Genomic DNA, 20128 nt, shown 5'->3' on the forward strand with positions numbered 1-20128 from the left:
GGGCAGACCTATGAGTGCAGCGAGGACGGACGGCGATGGTTCCCGCCGTATAGCCGAACTGGAGTACGAAGTGCGGGAGTTGAAGCGAGCCAACGAGACGCTCAAGCAGTACGTCAGCAGGGCGCTCGACCTCGACACCGCATCCCACCGACGCCCGGACGACCGGGCCCCGGACAGCGTGGCACGAGCCGCCCCGGGTCTCACGGCACGAGCCGCCCCGGAGCCGACGGACCCGCCGCGCCGCCCCGGCCTCGGTACCGGCACCGGTCTCGGCACCGGACCGGGCGCCGTGGTGGAATTCCGCGTGCTCGGCCCGGTCGAGGCGGCCGTCGGCGGTCGGTGGGTGGACCTGGGCGCGCCCAAGCAGCGCGCGGCGCTGGTGCTGCTGGTGAGCCAGGTGGGCCAGCCGGTCTCGGTCGACGTCCTGGTGGAGGCGCTGTGGGACGGGCGGCCACCGCAGTCCGCGATCACCTCGCTGCACGCCTACATCGCCAATCTGCGCCGAGCCCTCGAACCGCACCGCGCACCGCGCACCCCCTCGACGGTGCTGTGCACGCGCGGCCGCGGCTACCTGCTGAACAGCCGGGCCGTCGAGGTCGACGCCCACCGCTTCTGGACGAACGCCACCGCCGGCTGGCAGGCACTGGACCGGGGGGACCCGAGGCGGGCGCTGTACGCGTTCGAAGCGGGCCTGGCCCTGTGGCGTGGGGAAGCCTACGCCGAGGTGGCCGCGGCCCCGCTCGTCGCACCCGAGGCCGTACGCCTGGAGGAGCTGCGCCTGTCGGTGATCGAGGGCCGCTGCGCCACCCTGATCGCGGTGGGCAACCACGAGATGGCGGTGCCCGAACTGGTGGCGTTCACCCAGGCCCATCCGCTGCGCGAGTACGGCTGCGAACTGCTCAGCCTCGCGCTGTACCGGGCGGGCCGGCAGGCCGACGCGCTGTCGGTTCTGCGGGCCCACCAGAAGCGGATGGTGGAGGAGCTGGGCATCTCCTCCAGCCCCGCGCTCCAACACCTGGAGCTGGAGATACTGCGTCAGGCGCCGGAACTCGAACATTCCTGAGGGCTGTCCCGCCAGGGACGACGGGACAGCACCTGGCCCGGCCACTGCCGAGGAAGCCTCTGGCGCGGCGGCCCGTTCGGGGCCGCCGCGCCAGAGGCTTCCTCGTCCGGGTCAGCGGGCGAGCACCAGCGTGGTGGGGGAGGGGGTGTCCACGAACCGGATGTCCTCGAACCCGGCGGCGGTGAGCCACGCGTGGTAGTCGGCGCGCCGCCATGTGGAGCCGTGGCGGCTCTTGAGGAGCATCTCCCCGGCGAAGGTCAGGGCGAACGGCGGACCGCTGCGGTCGTCGTCGGTCATGTAGTCGGAGACGACGAGCGTCCCCCCGGGCCGCAGCGCCCTGCGGATGCGGGCGAAGACCGCCCGGTTGTCCTCGGGCCCCTCCTGGTGGGCGATGTTGGAGTACATCACGACGTCGTGCTCGCCCTCGCCGAAGCCGACGGTGTGGAAGTCGCCGTCGATGTGGTCGACCCGGTCGCCCACCCCTTGTTCGGCCAGCAGCCGGCGGGCGATCGCGTTGATCGGCGCCCAGTCGATCTGGGTGGCCCGGGCATCGGGGTTGAGCCCCAGCCAGACGGCCGAGCAGACCCCCGAACCACCGCCGATGTCGAGGATCGAGACCTTCCCCGCCCCGGCCAGCCCGAGCTTTTCGGCGGCGAGGTGCGCCACGGGCACGGACTGCGCGGCGATGGCCTGGACGAGGTTCTCCCAGTGCGGGTTGTCGGCGACCTCCACCACCGCGTCCGTCACCGGCCCCCCGGCGCGTACGACGTCGGGCAGCGCGGCCAGCGACCCCAGGTGCCCCATCTTCAGCCGGGCGAACCCGGCCAGCGACCTTGGCCGGTCCGCCACGAGGAAGGCGGACGCCTCGGGGGAGTTGCGGTAGCCGCCCCGTTCCACCTCGACCACACCGAGCGCGACCAGCCCGTCCAGGAGCGCCTGCGCGCCGCGCGGCGCGATCCCGGCCCGCTCCGCCAGTGCCGCCGGAGTGGTGACGCCGTCCTCCAGGTGCGTGAACAGGTCGTACGTCGCCGCCGTGCCCAGGACCCCGGTGGCCCAGTAGCCGTTGATCATCCGCAGGATGCGGTCGGAGGTGAGGCCTGTCGGTGTGCCGGTGCTGCTCATGCGATCCTCCCCGCGTACGGACGCGGCGCGGCCTCGGCGGCCAGGCGCGTCCGGTGGTCGTGTGACGTGCCGTCGACCCAGGTGCCGAGGGCCATCTCGGCGGTGATCCCGGGGCCGAAGCCGGCGATGACGCCGGTGGCGTCCGCGGGCAGCGGCCCCTCCTCGAACCGCCGGCGCAGCGCGTCGAGCACCACCGCGCTGGCGATGTTCCCGTACTCGCTCAGCGTTCCCCAGCTGTGCCGGAACACCGTGCGGTCGACCCCGAGGTACTTGGCGAGGTCGTCCAGGATCCGGGGGCCGCCCGCGTGGACGATGTAGAAGTCGAGGTCCGCCGCGTTCCAGCCGTGGCTCGCGGCGAGGTCGCGCAGGACCGGGGCGAGCGGTTCCATGGTGCCGGGTACCCGGCGGTCGAGCTGGAAGTGGAACCCGGTGTCGCGCACCGCGTACGAGATCCACTCCTCGGTGTGGGGAATGAGGTAGGAGGCGTTGCGCCGCAGTTCGACGCCGGTGACTCCGGGGCCGCCCCGGCCGCGCACCACCGCCGCCGCGACCGCGTCGCCGAACAGCCCGTCGGACAGCAGCGAGCCGATGTCGTCGGCGTCGGGCTGGTAGCACAGCGAGCACAGCTCGCACGAGACGATCAGCACATTGCTGTCGGGGTGGGCCGCGCAGAAGTCGTGGGCGCGGTTGATCGCCGCCCCGCCCCCCGCGCAGCCCAGCTGGGCGATGGGCAGCTGGCGGGTGTCGTAGCGGAACCCCATGGTGTTGATCAGCCAGGCGGTGAGCGAGGGCATCATGAATCCGGTGCACGACACATAGATGATCGCGTCGATGTCCTCGGCCCGCAGCAACGCGTTCGCCAGGGCTTCTTCCACGGCCTCGGGGCAGCGCTTCTTGGACTCGGTCTCGTAGACGCGGTTGCGTTCTTCGAACCCCGGGTGGTCCAGGGTCTTTTCGATGGGCTGCACCAGGTGCCGCTTCTGCACCCCGGTGTTCTCTATCAGTCGGAGAGCGAGCGGAAGCTGTGGCTTTCCCGCATGGGCTTTCCTGGCGAAATCCAGGGTCTGCTCCATGGTGATGATGTATTCCGGTACGCGCACCGCGGGCTTGCAGAGGATGGGCATGTCCGGCGTCTGCCTCTCAGAAAGTGAAGACATTTCTCGTGTCTTGTCTTCGGTTATCAGGGTGTCAATTTCGTACGTCGGGCTTGCCCGCTCCTTGGCGTGCGCTTGCGAGCACCGCGCGGGCGATCGCGTCCGCGTCGCCGAGGGCCATGGAGTCGACGCCGGGGCGGATTCCGGCGGCGGTGACCCAGTGCACGCCCTCGGTCGGCACCCCGAGGGCGAACCGGCGCGGATGGACCCGCCCGGCCGCGTCGACGAGCCGGTACGGGCGCTCGGTGACGGCCAGCCCCCGAGTCGTGTACGCGGCCCCGCAGGAGCCGCCGATCCGGAACGGGGCGGCCTGCCCGCTCCCCACCAGCCCCCGCAGCAGCGGGTCCGCGGTGCGGGTGAGATCCGGCTCGGGCAGCCGCGCCTCGATCAGGGCGGTCGCCGACACCGGCGGCCCGGGCACGACATCGGAGACGACGCGGAACGCGGCCCGCCGCCCGCCGGGTTCGGCGGCACCGGGGGCGAGGACCCGCACCCGGGGCCCCATGATCTCCACCACGCCCGCCTCGACGAGCGCGATCAGTTCCTCCACCCGCGAGACGGGCGGGCCGATCGACAGGAACGCGTTCAGCGGGGTGTACCAGCCCTGGAGATCGTCCCGGTACGAGCCGCCCTCCAGCCGCCCGTGGTCCACCGCCGCGCGTATCTCGTTGCGCAGATCCCGCAGGACGTCCAGCGCGGCCTTCAGCGGACCGTCCGCATTGCCCGCCCGGGCCTCGCGCACATCGTCGGCCAGATGGCGCAGGAGCCAGGCCCGGTGGGCCTCCCGGTCGCTCAGATCACGGCCCTGCCAGGGACGGGCCAGCCGCTCCCAGTCCCACCGCTCGCCCGGCGCGATCGCGGCCGCCTCCAGCAGCCGGCCCTCGGCAGCCCCGTCCTCCGCGGCCAGGAAGTCCCGTACGAAAGAGGCACGTTCGGGCTGCCGGCCACGGGCGGACAGCAACGTGCCGTAGTAGACGCTCTCCACCTCCTTGGCGATCAGCGGCCACAGATCGGCGACGAAGGACAGCCGCTCGCCGTCCTCGGCGCGCCGGTGCAGCCGGGCCACCGTGCGGAGCGTCAGCAGCCGCGGCTCGTGGCGGTCGTAGGGACCCTTCCGGTTCTCGCCGCGCGCGTGGTACGGCACACCGCGCCGGGACCCGGCGACGATCCGCGGCTCCCGCCCCGAGGGCCGGTAGTGCAACAGGCCGCCGTCGCGGACGAAGACACCGCCCCGGTCCTCGGTCAGCAGGGCGAGCACGTCGAAGAAGCTGAGCCCGAGGCCCCGTACGAAGACGGTCTCGCCGGGCGCGAGGACCGACAGGTCCAGGTCGGCCGGGTTCGCCGGGGCGACGTAGGTCAGACCGTGCCGGGCGGCGGCCGCCGCCAGGGTCCGCTGCCCGGACATGGGGACCGCCGGGACGTGTCCCTGGGCCAGGACCACGGCGTCCAGGCCGGTCAGCCGGGAGCCGTCCGCCAGGAGCAGTGACTGCGATCCGCCCGGCCCGGTCCCGTCGTTCAGCGCCACCGCACTGGTGCGGTGCTCGACGACGGTGACATGCGCGGGCGCCGTCTCCCGGACGGTGCGGAAGGCGTCGAGCAGATACGCGCCGTAGAAGGCGCGCGTGGGGTAGTCGTCGGGGCCGAGCCGGGCCGCCTCGGCCAGCACCTCCGGTGGGAACCGGGCGCGTACCGGAGGGTCCGCCGACCGCAGGGCGAGGTCAGTGGCCCACGCGTACAGACTCGGCCCCTCCTCCACCGGGCCGTCCATCGTCACGGTGTGGTCGGTGAACACGGTCACCTGCGAGGCGACGGTGTTCATCAGCAGCCGCCGCGACTGCCCGGTGCGCCACACCTTTCCCGCGCCCGGTGCGTACGGGTCCACGACATGCACGGTCACAGCCGAGTGCGCCGGGGACTTGCGCTCGTTGGCGCACAGCCGCTCCAGGACCGACAGACCGCGCGGCCCCGCTCCGACAAGACAGACGACAAGCACGGACTCTCCTTGAAGGGGAGGGGATACGGAAACGGAGGGGCGCCCCGGGCGCCTCGGTCAGCTCGGACGCAGGTTGTTCCGCAACTCGGCCCGCAGGACGTCCACGACGCGTTCGACCTGGCCCGGGCGGAGTTCGGCGTGCATGGGGATGGCCAGGTTCCGCTGGAAGAGATCCGCGGAGACCGGGCAGCTCTGCCGGGCGTCGTACACCGGCTGGAGATGGCTGGCCCAGGTGCCGTGCCCGCAGCCGACGCCCTGGGCGCGCAGCGAGGCGGCGAGCCCCGAGCGGTCCACACGCGGGTCGAGGGTCACCAAGTAGGACTGCCAGGCGTGGGTGCGGTCACCGGGGACGGACGGCACCGTGAGCAGCTCCTCGTCGGCGAGCAGCTCTCCGTACGCCGCCGCGACCGTGCTCCGGCGCTCCAGAAGTTCACCGACCCGCTCCACCTGCACCTGGAGGATGGCGGCGGCGATGTCGGACAGCTTGTAGTTGTAGCCGATGTCGGTGAACGTGGGGATCGGCAGCCCGACCACCTGCGCCTGGTCGTAGATGCTCCCGATGCCGAACGAGGACCGCAGGCGGGCGTCCGCCCCGATCACCGGATCGGCGGCGAGCAGCGCCCCGCCCTCTCCGCTGCTGGCTCCCTTGCGGCCGTGGAAGGAGAGGCACGCCACCGGGGCCAGCGCGCCCGCCGGGCGGCCCTGGTAGGTGGCGCCGACCGCGCAGGCGGCGTCCTCGACGACGAACAGTCCGTGGCGGTCGGCGACGGCCATCAGCTCGGTGTAGTCGGCGGGCAGCCCGACGGTGTCCACCGCGATCACGCCCACCGTGCGCGGGCCGATCAGGTCCGCCACCGCCTGCGGGTCGATGGTTCCGGTGTCGGGGCGGACGTCGGCGAAGACGGGGGTCGCGCCGACGTAGCGCACGGCGTGGGCCGGGGCGGGGAAGGTGTAGTCGGCGACGATCACCTCGTCGCCCGGTTCGACGCCGAGTGCCAGCATGGCCAGGTGAAGCGCCGCGCCGCAGTTGCTCAGCGTGACCGCGTCACCAACGCCGTAGAGCTGCTTCAACCGCGCTTCGAGCGCCTTGCCCCGCGGCCCCTGGCCGGCCGGCCAGCCCGAGGCGAACACCTCGGCGACGGCGGCGAGTTCCTGCTCGCCCAGGCTCGCGTGCACGAGCGAGATGCTGTCCGTGGTCGTCACGGTCATCGGAGGTCACCCCTCGGTTCTTGGTCCCGGGTCGGATCGGAGCCGGTCACGCCGCGGACCGCCCGGCCGTCGTCGGGACGGGCTGCTCGGGGACCCGTGGGTGCGGCACGGGCGGGGTGAAGCGCAGCGGGGTGATCTGCTGGACGTCGTAGCGCTCGCGCATCCGCTCCACGGCGTCGGAGTCCACCGACCGGCCCGCGGCGAAGATCTCGACGATCTCCTCGAAGTAGCGCTCGTGCTCCGGCGACGGGGAGCTCTGGAAGAGCATCCGGGCCGGCTTGCCCGTGGGGTTGCGGAAGGCATGCGGGCAGCCCGGCGGCACGAACATGCAACTGCCCGCGACCGCGCGGGTGGCACGGGCGCCCTCCGGGGACTCCCAGCCGTGCCAGGTGTCCTCGGTCCGCTCGGTGGGCTCGAACGCGAAGAGCTCCAACTCCCCTTCCAGGACGTAGAAGAACTCCTGCGAATGGCTGTGGGTGTGCGCGCCGACGTCGAAACCCGGCGGTACGACCACCTCGAAGATCGAAGCCGCGGAGCCGTCCGCGGCCGTGACCTTGAACGTGACGTCCTGCGCTTTGGTGACGAGTTTCCTGCCCTGACCGGGCGGGACGACGAGACCGCTCATGGAGTGCTGCTCCTTCGGTGGAATACGGGCGCGGGCAAGAGAAGTCCGCGCGGCGGGGGAATTCCGGAACGGGGAATCGAGAAGTGAGGCTGCCAGCGGTCTCTTGACGGCCACTGGGGCCCCGATTGGCGTCTGCTTGACGCCAAGCCGGGACCAACTCGCCGCGTATTCCCCGGCAAGGGGCGGTGCCGAGGATGCGTTTCGCGGTCCGCCGATCACGGTCGGAACGGCTGCACCCGTACGGAATTCCAGAATCCGGCGGGCGAACCGCACTCCGTCGAATCTCGTTCCGACCCATCCCGAGGGGGAAACCATGCCGTCCGCCCTGCAACGAGTCCTGCTCGCCGAGCCCCGCGGGGCCTGTGCCGGAGTGCACCGGGCCATCGAGACGGTGGAACGCGCGCTCCGGATACATGGCGCGCCCGTCTACGTACGCAAGCAGATCGTGCACAACGAGCACGTCGTGCGGGAACTGGAGGGCCGGGGCGCCCGGTTCGTCGATACGGAGGAGGAGGTGCCGGCCGGAGCGGTGTGCGTCTTCTCCGCACACGGGGTGTCCCCGCAGGTCCGTGAGAACGCCCGCCGCCGGGAGCTCACCGTCATCGACGCGACCTGCCCGCTGGTGGCCAAGGTCCACCAGGAGGCCGTCCGGTTCGCCCGGGACATGGACACGCTGATCCTCATCGGGCACGTCGGCCACGAGGAGATCGAGGGCACCTACGGAGAGGCCCCGGAGCGCACCGTAGTCGTCGGCAGTGTGGAGGAGGCAAGACGGCTCGACCTCCCGCCGGACGTCCGGGCCGCCTATCTCACCCAGACCACCCTGTCGGTGGACGACACGGCGGGCATCGTGGCCGTCCTACGGGAGCGGTTCCCGGAGCTGACCGGCCCCGCGAGCGCCGACATCTGCTACGCCAGCCAGAACCGGCAGAACGCGGTGAAGGCGATCGCGGGCCGCAGCGACCTCGTCCTGGTCGTCGGCTCGGCCAACTCCAGCAACTCACTGCGCCTCGTGGAGGTCGCCCGGGCCGCGGGCGCCGAAGCCCGGCTCCTGCCCGACCCCGAACTACTCGACCCCGCCTGGCTGGAGGGCGTGCGCACGGTCGGCCTCACGGCGGGCGCGAGCGTGCCCGAGATACAGGTGGAGCGGGCCCTGAGGCTGCTGGCGGAGCTGGGCTACGGAGACCTGGAGACAGAGGTGACGGCCACCGAGAACGTGGTGTTCAAACTGCCGCCGGAGCTGGAGGAACAGAACATGGCGAAGGACGGGGGAGACACGGTGGCCGGTCCTCCGGCGTCCGTGGAGCGCGGCGTCGTCGAGGAGGCCTGCGGCAAACTCCTGGACCGCGTCGACCTGCGGATCGAGGAGCTGCTGAGCGCCGAGGAGGCCCGGTGGAACGCCGTGGACGCCCGGGTCGCGGTGCCGGTGTCGGTCATCGCGGAGCTGATCGCGGCGGGCGGCAAGCGGCTGCGCCCCCTGTTCTGCCTCACCGGCTATCTGGCCGCCGGGGGCGCGACGGACGAGGACACGGTCGTAGACGCGGCGGCGGCGCTGGAACTGCTGCACGCGTTCGCGCTCATCCACGACGACATCATGGACAACTCACCCACCCGGCGCGGCGTCCCGACCGTCCACGCCGCCTACACGGACCTCCACGCGCGACGCGCCTGGGCGGGGGAGTCCCGGCGGTACGGGGAGGGCGTCGCCATCCTCGCCGGGGACCTCGCGCTCAGCTACGCCAACCGCCTCGCGGGCCGGCTGACCGGCCCGGCGGCGGAGGTCTGGCACGAGCTGGCCGCGGAGATGATCATCGGCCAGCAGCTGGACATCGCCCTGGCCGCCGAGGTCAAGGCGGACCCTGACCTGGCCCGCTGGGTCGCCGTCTGCAAGTCCGGCCGCTACACCATCCACCGCCCGCTCGCCCTCGGCGCGGCCATCGCCGGACGCCCCGGGCTGAACGGGGTCTTCGAGGCGTACGGGGTCGCGGCGGGCGAGGCGTTCCAGCTGCGGGACGACCTGCTCGACGCGTTCGGGGACGCGGCGGTCACCGGCAAGCCGACCGGCCTGGACCTCGACGAGCACAAGATGACCCTGCTGCTCGCGCTGGGCGCCGCCAAGGACCCGCGCGTCGCCGAGCTGGTCGAGGGCAGCCGCCGGGCCGACTGGGACCCGGCCGGACTCCGTGCCGCCCTGCTGGCCTCCGGGGTGCGAGCGGAGGTCGAGGAGCGGATCGACGCCCTGGTCGCCGACGCCCGCACGGCCGTGGCGGACGCGGGCCTGCCGGACCACTGGCGCCTGCGCTTCGGAGAGCTGGCCGACATGGTCGCCTACCGCGACCGCTGACACCGTATTCGCACCCCGTACCACCGCCCCGTACCACCGTCCCCTCGGACGCTCAGGGAGAACTCATGGGAAGCACGTTGCTGGACAAGCTGAGCCACCGGCCGCAGCGCACGTCGGTGCGCACACCGGACCACAAGCGGGGCCTCTACCTCGGACTCGTACCGGCGAGAGCCGCACGCGTCCACGGGGACATGCCGCTCGTCCTGGACCACGACCTCGACGTCCTGCCGGAAGCCGGACGCAGGCTGACGGTGCGCCGACTCGCCTCGTACGTGGAGGACATCGCCAACCGGTTCGCCGCGGCCGGAGTGCGCCCCGGCGGCCACGCGGTGGTCTGCAAGGCCCCCAACTTCGACCTCTGGCTGCTGGCGACGGCCCTGGAGCGCATCGGCGCGGTCCCGGTCATGCTCTCGCAGCACCTGGACTCCGAGGCCCTCGGCGCACTGCTGGACCGGCTGGACCGGCCGCACCTGGTCACCGACGGGCCCAAGCTCCGATCCCTGACGGCGGACGGCGTGGACCTGGCGGGACTGACCCGGGGCGTGATCGGCGTGGGCGACGCGGGGCCGGGCGCGGTCGCGCTGGCCGGCTTCGAGGGCGCCGCGCCGGTACGGCCGGTGCTGCGCGGGCTGGACGATCCGGCCATGATCACGCACACGTCCGGCACCACGGGACTGCCCAAGCTGGTCGTGCACACACCCCGGACGATGCGTTCCCGGCTGCGCCCGCAGCTGTTTCTGCTGGGGCTGATGAGAACGCGGGGAACCGTCGCGATCCATATCCCCTTCGGCCACTCCCGGACCTTCGCGGCGATGTCGCTCTGCCTGCTCCAGGGGATGCCCGCGCTGCTGGTCAACGAGGGCGCTCCCGACGCCGTCGCCGGATTCTTCGCCGAGCGCCGCCCCTGGCTGATCGAGGCGCTGCCCAACTCCTTCCTGGCCTGGGAGGAGTTGGCGGACGACCCGCGCCGCCCGTTCGCGTCGGTGAAGTTCTTCAGCAGCACGTTCGACGCGATCCACCCGCGGACCGTACGCCGTCTGCTGAACGCCTCCGACCGGCGGGCGCAGTTCTTCCAGATCTACGGACAGAGCGAGGTCGGTCCCGCGGCGGGCCGGCCCTACTACCGCCGGTTCGCCCACCGGATGGACGGCCGCTGCGTGGGCTACCCGCTGCCGGGCAGCGCCCGGGTCCGGCTGGTGAGCCGGGACGGCAGACGCCCTTCGCAGCAGAACCCCGGTTTCATCGAAGTCCGTTGGGACGGGATAGCGAAGACGTACCACGGTGAGCAGGACCGCTACGACGCCAATCTGCACGACGGCTGGTGGCGTACCGGCGACGTCGGCTACCGCAGCGCGTTCGGCTGCCTGCACATGCTGGACCGTGAGTTCGACGCGATCCCCGGGGTGGGCAGCAACCTGGAGATCGAGGACGTCCTCCTGGACGAGCTGGCTGAGCTGGCCGAGGTCGTCGTGGTGCCGGGCCCCGGGTCCGACGCGATCCCCGTCGTCTGCACCCACCGGGACGAACCGCTGGACCCGGACCGCTGGCGCGCCGCCACGGCCGGGTACCCGCAGCTGGCGGCACCCGTCCAGATCCCGCTGGCCGAACTGCCCCGCACCGCCACGCTGAAGACCCGCCGGGTCGAACTGTCCCGTCGCCTCAAGGCCGGTCTGTAGAGGTAGAGCCTGTCGGCCCCGGCCCCCGGGGCTACCAGGCGCCCCGGTCGAGGATGCCGAGGACGAGGACGGCCGCCGCGGTGATCAGGAACGAGATGCCGCCCACGATGTCCCGGGAGCCGACCCGCAGGTGGGCGATGATGGCGCCGATGAAGTAGAGGATGAGCCCGACGGCGGCGAGCGTCCCCAGCAGCGGCACGGCGAGCCCGGCCAGCAGCCCCAGGGCGCCCGCCGCCAGCAACAGGCCCAGAACCGGGACGTACTTCCGGGGAATTCCCTTCATGTCCGCCTGGGTCTTTGGGTATTCGTGGCCGATCAGATACGTGACGGCGGCGGCACCGTTGAAGAGCACGCCGAGGATCGTGACCGTGATGAAGGCGATGTGCACGTTCTCTCCAACCTGTGGGGCCCGTGGTGCGATGTGATGGTGCTGTTGGGGCAGGGGGTGCTTTTGGTGCGCTGATGATCGTACATGGCGCCCGCTGCGCGTAACTGGCCTTCTGTGAATGAGAGTTCAGCCGAAAATGAGCGAAGCCCCCTGGCCGGAAACCGACATGCGGATTTCGGACAGAGGGCTCTGATTCCCGCGCTGTTCGCTCTCCCCTACCGCCCCGCCTCCACCCGCAGCTCCGCCACCCCCGCGGGCTTCTCCGGGTCCTCGGACCGCACCGTCACCCGCACCTTGCGGGCCGTGGCACCGGGCAGGTACGGGCGCCAGAAGCGGCCGTCGAGCGAGGTCTCCAGGGTGTGGGAGGCGGGCGGTACGTCGCTCCAGCGCGGGGTCACCGACGCGATCCGGAGCGGGCGGGCGCCCAGGTCCACCGTCAGGCTCCCCGTCGCACCGCCCGGGGACCAGGACGTCGCCGGGCTGCCGTCCACCGCCGCCTCCGCGTACAGGCCCGGGGCCTCCGAGTCCGCCGTCACCGGGCGGCAGCGCGCCACGTCGGCCGTCGGGGCCAGGTCGGGGCGGCGCGTGGGCAGGGTGAGGGCCGAGGAGAGCAGGCGCGGGCCCTCGGCCGTACGCACGGTGAACGGGGTGCCCGAGGTCAGGCGGACCGTGCTCGCGCGGGCGCCGATTTCGACCTCGTACGTCGCGTCCCGGTGACGCAGGCCCTTCAGCGTGACGCCCTCGCCCAGCTGCGGCGGCAGCATCGGGTCCAGGCGCACCCCGTCCTCGCGGAGGCGCAGGCCCGTCAGTCCGTGGGTGAACACCTGGAGGAAGCCGCCCTTCCCGGTCAGGAAGTCGTCGGCCGGGAAACCGGACAGCGGGTCCTCGGCACCGGACTTCTCCCCCCGCGCCTCGGAGAACAGGTCGTACGGGCCCCGCAGGTAGGGCCGTACCGCGCGCTGGAGATATGTGTACGTCGAGCAGCCCGGCTCCCCGGTCCCGGCCGCGGCGATCGCGTGCACCGAGTCCGTCATCGCCGGGCCGTCCGGGTCGGTGCGGGCCGCGTAGTAGTCGAGGGTGGCGGCTGCGGCGCCGGGCTCCATCGGCCACTCCAGCGGGTACATGAGCAGCACGGTGTCCGCCTGCTTGATCGTGGAGCCGTTGTACCCCGCGTACTGGAGGAAGACCTTCCGCTCCGCGTCGTACGGGATGCGCAGCCCGTCCGCGACCTTGTTCCAGGCGGCGGGCGGGCGGTGGCCGAGGAGTTCGGCGGCGCGGGTCGCGTTGCGGAGGGCGGTGGCGGCGACGGCGTTGGTGAAGACGCCGTCGTCGACGCCGTTGCTGTACTCGTCGGGCCCCGCCACGTTCCGGATCGAGTAGCCGCCGTCCGTGTTCGCCGTGGCGCGGGACCGCCAGAAGTCGGCGATGCCCTTCAGCAGCGGCCAGCCCCGTGCCGCCAGCCAGTCGCGGTCGTCGGTGGCCAGGTAGTACTGCCAGACGGCGAGGGAGACATCCCCTTGGAGGTGGTTCTGGGTCAGGCAGTGCGGCGGGTCCCAGCTGTGGCACTCGGAGTCGAGCCGGCCCCGGCTCGCGCTGGTCCAGGGGTAGAACAGGCCCTCGTACCCCAGCTTCTCGGCGTTCGCACGTGCCGCGTCCCGGGTGCGGTAGCGGTACTCGACGACCGAGCGGGCCAGCTCCGGCCGGGTGGCGAGCAGCCCGGGGAACATCCATGTCTCGGCGTCCCAGAACACCAGGCCCGCGTAGTTGTCGCTGGTCAGACCGGCCGGGGCGAGGCCGTCGGAGGAGCCGCGCCGGGTGCTGGCGAGCAGCCCGTACTGGGCGGAGCGCAGCCAGCCCTGGAGCTCGCGGCTGCCGGGCACCAGGACGTCGGCGGACCATGCCTCGCGCCAGGCGGCCTCGTTCGCCGCGAAGACCCGGTCCCAGCCGCGCCGGGCCGCGCGGTGGGCGGCCTCGCGGGCGTCATCGGCCGGGGCGGCCGAGGTGAGGGCGGTGTCGACGCCGACGTACTTCTCGAAGGTGTACGTCCGGCCCGCGCGTACCGGGGTCCGCTTCGGGGGCGTACGGGCGTCGGGCCGCAGCGTCTCGACCACCCCCGAGCCGCGCCGCATCGTCTGGGCGACGGCCCCCTCGACCCCCGTGCCGTGTGTCCTGAACGTGCCGTCCTCGCGGAGCGTGATCCGGCGCGCGCCCCGGTCGTCGAGCCGCCCGACGACGGTCACCTCGCCGCTCCAGTGCGGGGTGATCCGCAGCCGTACGGCCCCGGTGTGCACGTCCGCGCGGTTGGCCAGCACGTCGTAGACGACGTCGGTGGCCCGGCCGTCGGCGGTCGTCCAGCGCAGGGAGGTGCGGACGAGCCCGCAGCCGAGGAAGAGCGTCTGCCGGTACCGCGACACCCGGCCCGCGGTGGTGCCGTCCCCGAGAGTCTCCCGGCCGACGTGGACGTCGATGTTCGTCCAGCTCGGCAGGGCGGCGACCACCTCGCGTCCCTGGGCGACGGCCTTGTCCGCAGCGTACAGCCCGGAGACGAACGCCCCGTCGTAGCGAGGGGTGTAGAGCGGCCAGCCGGTCTTCCCGCCGGGGGCCGCGTATCCGGCCCCGGTGGCGGGGACCCGGTGGCCGAGATAGCCGTTCCCGACGTACGGGTCGTATCCGTCGGCCTCACCGAAGCGGGTGGACGTCCGCACCCAGGCGCCCCCGGAGGCGTCCTGGCCGCAGGCGGGGACGGACGCGGGTGGCGGGGCCGGGGTGGGACCGGGGGAGCGGGACCCGTGGGCGAGGGGCGGCAGCGGGGCGATCAGGGCGGCCGCGAGCAGGGGCGCGAGGACGGAGGTACGCGAGAGGCTCACGGTACGAAGGTAGGGAGACGCTCGCACGCTCGGCGACCACGGCACGCACGGCCCCGGCCCATGGCGTGAACACGCCCACCGGATGGAGCAGATCCGCGCCGCCGTACGCGCCGGGGCACGGCGAGGGCCGGCCGGGGGAAGACGCAGCGAGCCCCCCCGCCCCCTCTCACCCTCCCTCCATCCCCGTCTTCAGCCCCGCACCGCACAGCGGCACGACCACACCACCGCGTACGAGGTCGGCGCGCCCCTGCCGTACCGCCGCCCAGCAGGCCACCCCTGTCGTCTCGACGTAGAACCCGCGTGCCGCCAGGTCGCGTTGGGCCTCGCGGATGTGGTCCTCCGGAACCGTCAGGAACGTGCCGCCCGAGGCCCGCACCGCGGCCAGGATCTGGCGGGCGCGCGGCGGGCGGGGGATCGCGATGCCCTCCGCGAGGGTGGGCGCGGCCTCGGCCGGGGTGCCGGGCGGCAGGTCCTCCGCGCCCGCGTGGAAGGCGGCGGCCAGCGGGGCGACCGCCTCGGCCTGGACGGCGATCAGCCGGGGGCGGGCCGTGATCAGGCCCAGCGCGTGCAGCTCCGCGGTGGCGAGGGCCGCGCCCAGCAGCAGGGTGCCGTTGCCGACGGGTACGGCCAGCGCGTCCGGCAGCCGGCCGCCGAGGTCCTCCCAGATTTCGTATACATACGTCTTCGTGCCGTGCAGGAAATACGGGTTGAACACGTGCGACGCGTAGAACGTGCCCGGCTCGTCCGCCGCCGCGCGGGCCGCCAGGGCCGTCGCCTCCCGCCCGCCGGGGACGGTCACCAGGCGTGCGCCGTGGGCCCGGATCTGCTCGGTCTTCTTGGGCGATGTGCCCTCGGGGACGTACACCGTGCAGGGGAGTCCGGCCCGCGCGCAGTACGCGGCGACGGAGGTGCCAGCGTTGCCGGTGCTGTCCGCCACGACCCGGTCCGGTCCCAGCCGCCGGGCCAGCTCCGCGAGCATCACCGCGCCCCGGTCCTTGAAGGAGAGCGTCGGCATCAGATAGTCGAGCTTCGCCGAGACGGTGTCCGTGAGGGGGACGAGCGGGGTCCGGCCCTCACCGAGGGAGGCCGCGGGGGCGGCGAGCGGCAGCATCTCCTCGTAGCGCCACAATGAATTCACCCGCGTGGAAAGCGCGTTCGAGCCGAAGCCCGGCGCGGGGGTGAAGTCGAGGTCCCAGGGGCCCCGGCAGGCCGGACAGCACCAGGTCAGGGCGGTGGTGCTGGACCGGGTCCCGTCCACGGGGCAGTGGTAGGTCGTCATGTCCGCCAGCATTTCAGGCGTATGGCAGATGAATGGCGGGCGTATGGCAAACCCTCACGCACCCTTGTGGGTTTGCCATGGATCGGTCAATCTTTCGCTGGCAGCAGGGCATGCCGGTCACGGACGGCGCAGAAAACGGGGCGCCGTACGGCTGATTTGTCATGCCCCTGTCGGGAGCTGCGTCCTGGCTCCGGTACCACCCCCCACCAAAGCACCGCCTATGAGGAGGACCCCTCACATGTCAGTGATGCGTCACACCCCCCATGCACGGCGAAGACTCGCCACGGCGACTGTCATAGCCACCGCTGCCGCCGTCGCCCTCGGTGCCGCCGCCGCACTCCCGGCGACCGCGGCCGAGCGGGCACCCGAGGGCGTGATCCAGAACGCGGGCGCTCCCGGCACCATCAGTGACAGCTACATCGTCACCCTGAAGGACTCCGCCGCGAAGTCCGACTCCGCGAAGGGCAAGGCCCTCGCGAAGAAGTACGGCGCGAGCGTCGAGCGGACCTACCGCTCGGCCCTCAATGGGTACGCGGTCGAGGCCACCGCCGAGGAGGCGAAGAGGTTCGCCGCCGACCCGGCCGTGGCGTCCGTCTCGCAGAACCGCACCTTCACGGTCTCCGACACCCAGAACAACCCGCCCTCGTGGGGTCTGGACCGGATCGACCAGAGGAACCTCCCGCTGGACCAGCGCTACACCTACCCGGACAAGGCGGGCGAGGGCGTCACCGCCTACGTCATCGACACCGGGGTGCGGATCAGCCACAACGACTTCGGCGGCCGGGCCTTCAACGGCTACGACGCCGTCGACGACGACAACGTCTCGCAGGACGGCCACGGCCACGGCACCCACGTGGCGGGCACCGTCGCGGGCTCCGCCTACGGTGTCGCCAAGAAGGCGAAGATCGTCGGCGTCCGCGTGCTGAACAACCAGGGTTCGGGCACCACCGCGCAGGTCGTCGCGGGCATCGACTGGGTGACGGCCAACGCCGTCAAGCCCGCCGTCGCCAACATGAGCCTCGGCGGTGGCGCGGACTCGGTGCTCGACGCTGCCGTGCGCCGGTCCATCGACTCCGGCATCACCTACGCCGTCGCGGCGGGCAACGAGTCGACCAACGCCAGCACGAAGTCCCCGGCGCGCGTCGCGGAGGCCATCACGGTCGGCTCGACGACCAGCTCCGACTCCCGTTCCAGCTTCTCCAACTACGGTTCGGTCGTCGACCTGTTCGCGCCCGGCTCCTCGATCACCTCGGCGTGGAACTCCAGCGACAGCGCCACCAACACCATCTCCGGTACGTCGATGGCCAGCCCGCATGTGGCCGGCGCGGCCGCCATCTACCTCGCCGACAACCCGGGCTCGACCCCCGCGCAGGTCTCTGCGGGCCTCGTCGACGCCGCCACCACCGGCGTCGTCGGCAACCCGGGCAGCGGCTCGCCCAACCGGCTGCTGTACGTCGGCACGGGCAGCACCAACCCGCCGGACCCGGACCCCAAGAAGTTCGAGAACACCACCGGGTACCCGATCAACGACAACTCGACCGTCGAGTCCCCGATCGCCGTCACCGGGGTCGACGGCAACGCGCCGGCCACGCTCAAGGTTCCGGTCAACATCTCCCACACGTACATCGGTGACCTGAAGATCGACCTGGTCGCACCGAACGGCACGGTCTTCAACCTGAAGGCCTTCGGCTCCGGCGGCAGCAGCGACGACGTGGTCACCACGTACACGGTCAACGCCTCCTCCGTCGTCGCCAACGGCACCTGGAAGCTCCGCGTCACCGACAACTGGTCGTGGGACACCGGGCGGATCAACAGCTGGGGTCTGCACTTCTGATCCCTCGGTCGCTGCTTGATCGCTGACTGAAGCACGGGAACAGGGTGGGGGCGGTCGCTTCGCGCGACCGCCCCCACACGCGTGCCCTGGGTATGCCGGGGTATGCAGGCGTATGCGTCGCCGACCATGACTTCATTACATTGAGTGAAACCATGGCCTACGCTTGCGGCGTACAACCCACGGTTGTCAGGCTGTCGCAGACTGTCAACCTGTTGGGAGTGGCCTGTGGCTTTCGGTGAGCAGCCCGCCTATCTGCGCGTGGCGAGCGATCTGCGGGAGAAGATCGTCAACGGCGCGCTGCCGCCCCATACGCGCCTGCCGTCGCAGGCTCGCATCCGGGAGGAGTACGGGGTCTCGGACACCGTCGCCCTGGAGGCGCGGAAGGTCCTGATGGCGGAGGGGCTGGTCGAAGGGCGTTCCGGCTCCGGTACGTATGTGCGCGAGCGCCCCGTCCCCCGCATGATCGCCCGCTCCGGCTACCGGCCGGACAAGGGGGCCAGCCCCTTCCGGCAGGAGCAGACGGCCGAGGGGGCGCGCGGGACGTGGGAGTCCCGCAGTGAGCAGGAGGGGGCGAGCCCCGAGATCGCCGAGCGGCTGGGCATCGAGCCGGGCGACCGGGTCATGCGCACGCACTACGTCTTCCGGGAAGCGGGTGAGCCGATCATGCTGTCCACCTCCTGGGAGCCGCTCGCCGTCACCGGCCGGACCCCGGTGATGCTCCCGGAGGAGGGCCCGTTGGGCGGCTGCGGGGTGGTCGACCGGATGGCCGCGATCGACGTCGTCGTGGACAACGTCGCCGAGGAGGTGGGCGCGCGCCCGGGTCTCGCGGAGGAGCTCCTGGCGCTCGGCGGGGTGCCCGGCCATGTGGTCATCGTCATCGGGCGTACGTACTACGCCTCGGGCCGTGCCGTGGAGACGGCCGACGTCGTGGTGCCGGCGGACCGCTATCGGGTCGCGTACCACCTGCCGGTGCGGTGAGTTGACGCTCCGTCGGGCCCGGGGCGGGCCCGACGGGCGGGGCTGCCGGGGCAGGAGGGGCGTGAGAGGGGCACGAGGAGGGGCGCATTCCATGGATGCGCCCCTTCGTGCTGGCCGGATGCGTATCTCTTTGTGCAAAGACGCCTGCGCTGAGTGAAGGTCAGGCGTACGCTCAGGCATATGCGTATTGCGGTTTCCTGGGGATCCTTAGAGACGTGCACGCCGGCGGGGAGAGGGGCGACATGCGGGGGAGCGACACGATGAGCGACAGCGGCGCCGTGCTTGCCTGGCAGGTGATACGGCAGGACGACACCGGTAATCGCTACCGCGTAGGCAGGTATGCCACCCAGGCCGAGGCCCAGGAGGTCGCCGACGGCCTCGACGACCGCCGCCACCACCAGACCTACCGGGTGGAGCGCGTGGGGCAGGGCCCCCGCCCGTAAGGCGGCGCCCCCGGGCGGATGGAGGGTAAGGTCCCGCCCGGCCGGGGGCGCGGAGCCGCCGGGGCGCGAAACGAGGGCGGAGTCATGGCGGTGCTGATCGACACGGTGGCGTGGGTGCGGATCGAAGGGGGCAGAATCCTCTGCGCGCGACCCCGGGGCAAGGATGTCTTCTACATCCCGGGCGGCAAGCGCGAGGGGGCGGAGAGCGACCTCCAGACCCTCCTGCGCGAGATCGAGGAGGAACTGACGGTCGGCCTGATTCGCGAGACCGTCGTCCACGCCGGGACGTACGAGGCCCCCGTCGATGCGGGGTCCGGCGCCGCCGTGGTGCGGATGAGCTGCTATTACGGCGACTACCGCGGCACGCTCGCCGCGAGCAGCGAGATCGAGGAGGTCGCGTGGTTCTCCTTCGCCGACCGGGCCCTCGTGCCGCCCGTGGACCAACTGCTCTTCGACGACCTCAAGGCGGCCGGTGAGCTGATCTGACCCGCGCCCGCGGGCCGCGTACGGCCGTCTGCACCAAACGCCGGATTGCACGGTAGTAAGCAATCAATGGTGGGTATGGGCTGTTTAGTCCCCATTTGCCTGTGGGGTGTGCCCGTGGTCGTCCCTGGGAAGTGATCGGCGTGATCGATACCGAAGGCGACTGCGCCGAGTGGACTTTTCCGGCCGAACCAGGTTCCGTGCGCAGTGCCCGGCACGCCGTCCGGGACGCCTTGGGGTGCTGGGGGCTGGATGCGGCGGTCGGCGACATGACCGTACTGCTCGTCAGTGAGCTGGTGACCAATTCCCTGCGGTACGCCTCCGGCCCCATCGGCGTACGCCTCGTCCGGGTCCAGCCGGACGCCTCGGGCAACGGGTCCGGGGGGCTGACCGGGGACTTCTCCACCGATCTCCGGCTCGACAGCCGCCCGGTCCGCCCGGCCGCCGCCCCGCCGCTCTCCCCGGGGCTGCTGGTCGAAGTCTCCGATCCGCTCCCGGATCCACCCACCGAACGCAGTGCGGGACCCGACGACGAAGGAGGCCGGGGACTGCAGCTCGTGGCCTGTTCCGCACGCCGCTGGGGGACCCGGCGAGGAAAGAGCGGCAAGACGGTGTGGTTCGAGCTGCCTCTCCCTGGTTAGGAGTGGGTAGGGACGCACAGCGATCACCA

At 72.1% G+C, this 20128-nt stretch carries 16 protein-coding genes; 8 read left to right on the plus strand and 8 right to left on the minus strand.

Annotation, left to right across the window (positions count from 1 at the left end; translation table 11 throughout):
- Nucleotides 1-10: 10 nt before the first annotated feature.
- Nucleotides 11-1063: an AfsR/SARP family transcriptional regulator gene (locus RI138_RS22365; protein ID WP_311121352.1), complete on the plus strand. Its 1053-nt coding sequence runs from the start codon at nucleotides 11-13 to the stop codon at nucleotides 1061-1063.
- A 111-nt stretch (nucleotides 1064-1174) separates the two neighbouring features.
- Here RI138_RS22365 and RI138_RS22370 read toward each other — a convergent pair whose 3' ends face one another.
- The 5 genes from RI138_RS22370 to RI138_RS22390 all read right to left on the minus strand — a co-directional run bounded on the left by RI138_RS22370 (nucleotide 1175) and on the right by RI138_RS22390 (nucleotide 7166).
- Nucleotides 1175-2185, minus strand: a complete 1011-nt coding sequence (locus tag RI138_RS22370; protein WP_311121353.1) for a methyltransferase — start codon at nucleotides 2183-2185, stop codon at nucleotides 1175-1177.
- Nucleotides 2182-3309 carry a type III polyketide synthase gene (locus RI138_RS22375; RefSeq protein WP_311121354.1) on the minus strand — a complete coding sequence of 376 codons (1128 nt, stop codon included), beginning with the start codon at nucleotides 3307-3309 and terminating at the stop codon, nucleotides 2182-2184. The genes RI138_RS22370 and RI138_RS22375 overlap by 4 nt, the downstream gene beginning before the upstream one ends.
- Nucleotides 3310-3373: 64 nt before the next feature.
- Complete coding sequence (locus tag RI138_RS22380; protein WP_311121355.1) at nucleotides 3374-5332, minus strand: FAD/NAD(P)-binding protein; 1959 nt, start codon at nucleotides 5330-5332, stop codon at nucleotides 3374-3376.
- A gap of 57 nt (nucleotides 5333-5389) precedes the next feature.
- Nucleotides 5390-6541 carry a DegT/DnrJ/EryC1/StrS family aminotransferase gene (locus RI138_RS22385; RefSeq protein WP_311121356.1) on the minus strand — a complete coding sequence of 384 codons (1152 nt, stop codon included), beginning with the start codon at nucleotides 6539-6541 and terminating at the stop codon, nucleotides 5390-5392.
- Nucleotides 6542-6587: 46 nt separating this feature from the next.
- On the minus strand, nucleotides 6588-7166 hold the full coding sequence (locus tag RI138_RS22390; RefSeq protein ID WP_311121357.1) for a cupin domain-containing protein: 579 nt from the start codon (nucleotides 7164-7166) through the stop codon (nucleotides 6588-6590).
- A gap of 313 nt (nucleotides 7167-7479) precedes the next feature.
- On the opposite strand from RI138_RS22390, the gene RI138_RS22395 reads away from it, so the two are divergent.
- Complete coding sequence (locus RI138_RS22395) at nucleotides 7480-9510, plus strand: 4-hydroxy-3-methylbut-2-enyl diphosphate reductase (RefSeq protein WP_311121358.1); 2031 nt, start codon at nucleotides 7480-7482, stop codon at nucleotides 9508-9510.
- Between the two features lie 65 nt (nucleotides 9511-9575).
- A complete protein-coding gene (locus RI138_RS22400) occupies nucleotides 9576-11186 on the plus strand; it encodes a class I adenylate-forming enzyme family protein (RefSeq protein WP_311121359.1) in 1611 nt (536 codons plus the stop codon).
- A 31-nt stretch (nucleotides 11187-11217) separates the two neighbouring features.
- Here the strand turns inward: RI138_RS22400 and RI138_RS22405 are convergent, their stop codons facing one another.
- From RI138_RS22405 to RI138_RS22415, 3 genes are all read right to left on the minus strand, one after another.
- Nucleotides 11218-11574 (minus strand): DoxX family protein, encoded by a 357-nt coding sequence (locus tag RI138_RS22405; protein ID WP_311121360.1) that lies wholly within the window; start codon nucleotides 11572-11574, stop codon nucleotides 11218-11220.
- Between the two features lie 215 nt (nucleotides 11575-11789).
- Nucleotides 11790-14441: a glycosyl hydrolase family 65 protein gene (locus tag RI138_RS22410; protein WP_311121361.1), complete on the minus strand. Its 2652-nt coding sequence runs from the start codon at nucleotides 14439-14441 to the stop codon at nucleotides 11790-11792.
- A 166-nt stretch (nucleotides 14442-14607) separates the two neighbouring features.
- Nucleotides 14608-15720, minus strand: coding sequence for a threonine synthase (locus RI138_RS22415; protein WP_311121362.1), 1113 nt, complete (start codon nucleotides 15718-15720; stop codon nucleotides 14608-14610).
- A 238-nt stretch (nucleotides 15721-15958) separates the two neighbouring features.
- Between RI138_RS22415 and RI138_RS22420 the strand changes: the two genes are divergently transcribed.
- The 5 genes from RI138_RS22420 (at nucleotide 15959) to RI138_RS22440 (ending at nucleotide 20099) form a co-directional block, all read left to right on the plus strand.
- Nucleotides 15959-17554 carry a S8 family peptidase gene (locus RI138_RS22420; protein ID WP_311121363.1) on the plus strand — a complete coding sequence of 532 codons (1596 nt, stop codon included), beginning with the start codon at nucleotides 15959-15961 and terminating at the stop codon, nucleotides 17552-17554.
- A gap of 225 nt (nucleotides 17555-17779) precedes the next feature.
- Nucleotides 17780-18532, plus strand: coding sequence for a GntR family transcriptional regulator (locus tag RI138_RS22425; protein WP_311121364.1), 753 nt, complete (start codon nucleotides 17780-17782; stop codon nucleotides 18530-18532).
- A 242-nt stretch (nucleotides 18533-18774) separates the two neighbouring features.
- Nucleotides 18775-18975: an SPOR domain-containing protein gene (locus RI138_RS22430; protein WP_311121365.1), complete on the plus strand. Its 201-nt coding sequence runs from the start codon at nucleotides 18775-18777 to the stop codon at nucleotides 18973-18975.
- An 84-nt stretch (nucleotides 18976-19059) separates the two neighbouring features.
- Entirely contained in the window at nucleotides 19060-19461 is a 402-nt protein-coding gene (locus RI138_RS22435) for an NUDIX hydrolase (RefSeq protein WP_096626931.1), read from the plus strand.
- 131 nt (nucleotides 19462-19592) lie between these two features.
- Entirely contained in the window at nucleotides 19593-20099 is a 507-nt protein-coding gene (locus tag RI138_RS22440; protein ID WP_311121366.1) for an ATP-binding protein, read from the plus strand.
- Nucleotides 20100-20128: the final 29 nt, after the last annotated feature.

It is taken from the genome of Streptomyces durocortorensis, from assembly GCF_031760065.1.
Taxonomy (GTDB): domain Bacteria; phylum Actinomycetota; class Actinomycetes; order Streptomycetales; family Streptomycetaceae; genus Streptomyces.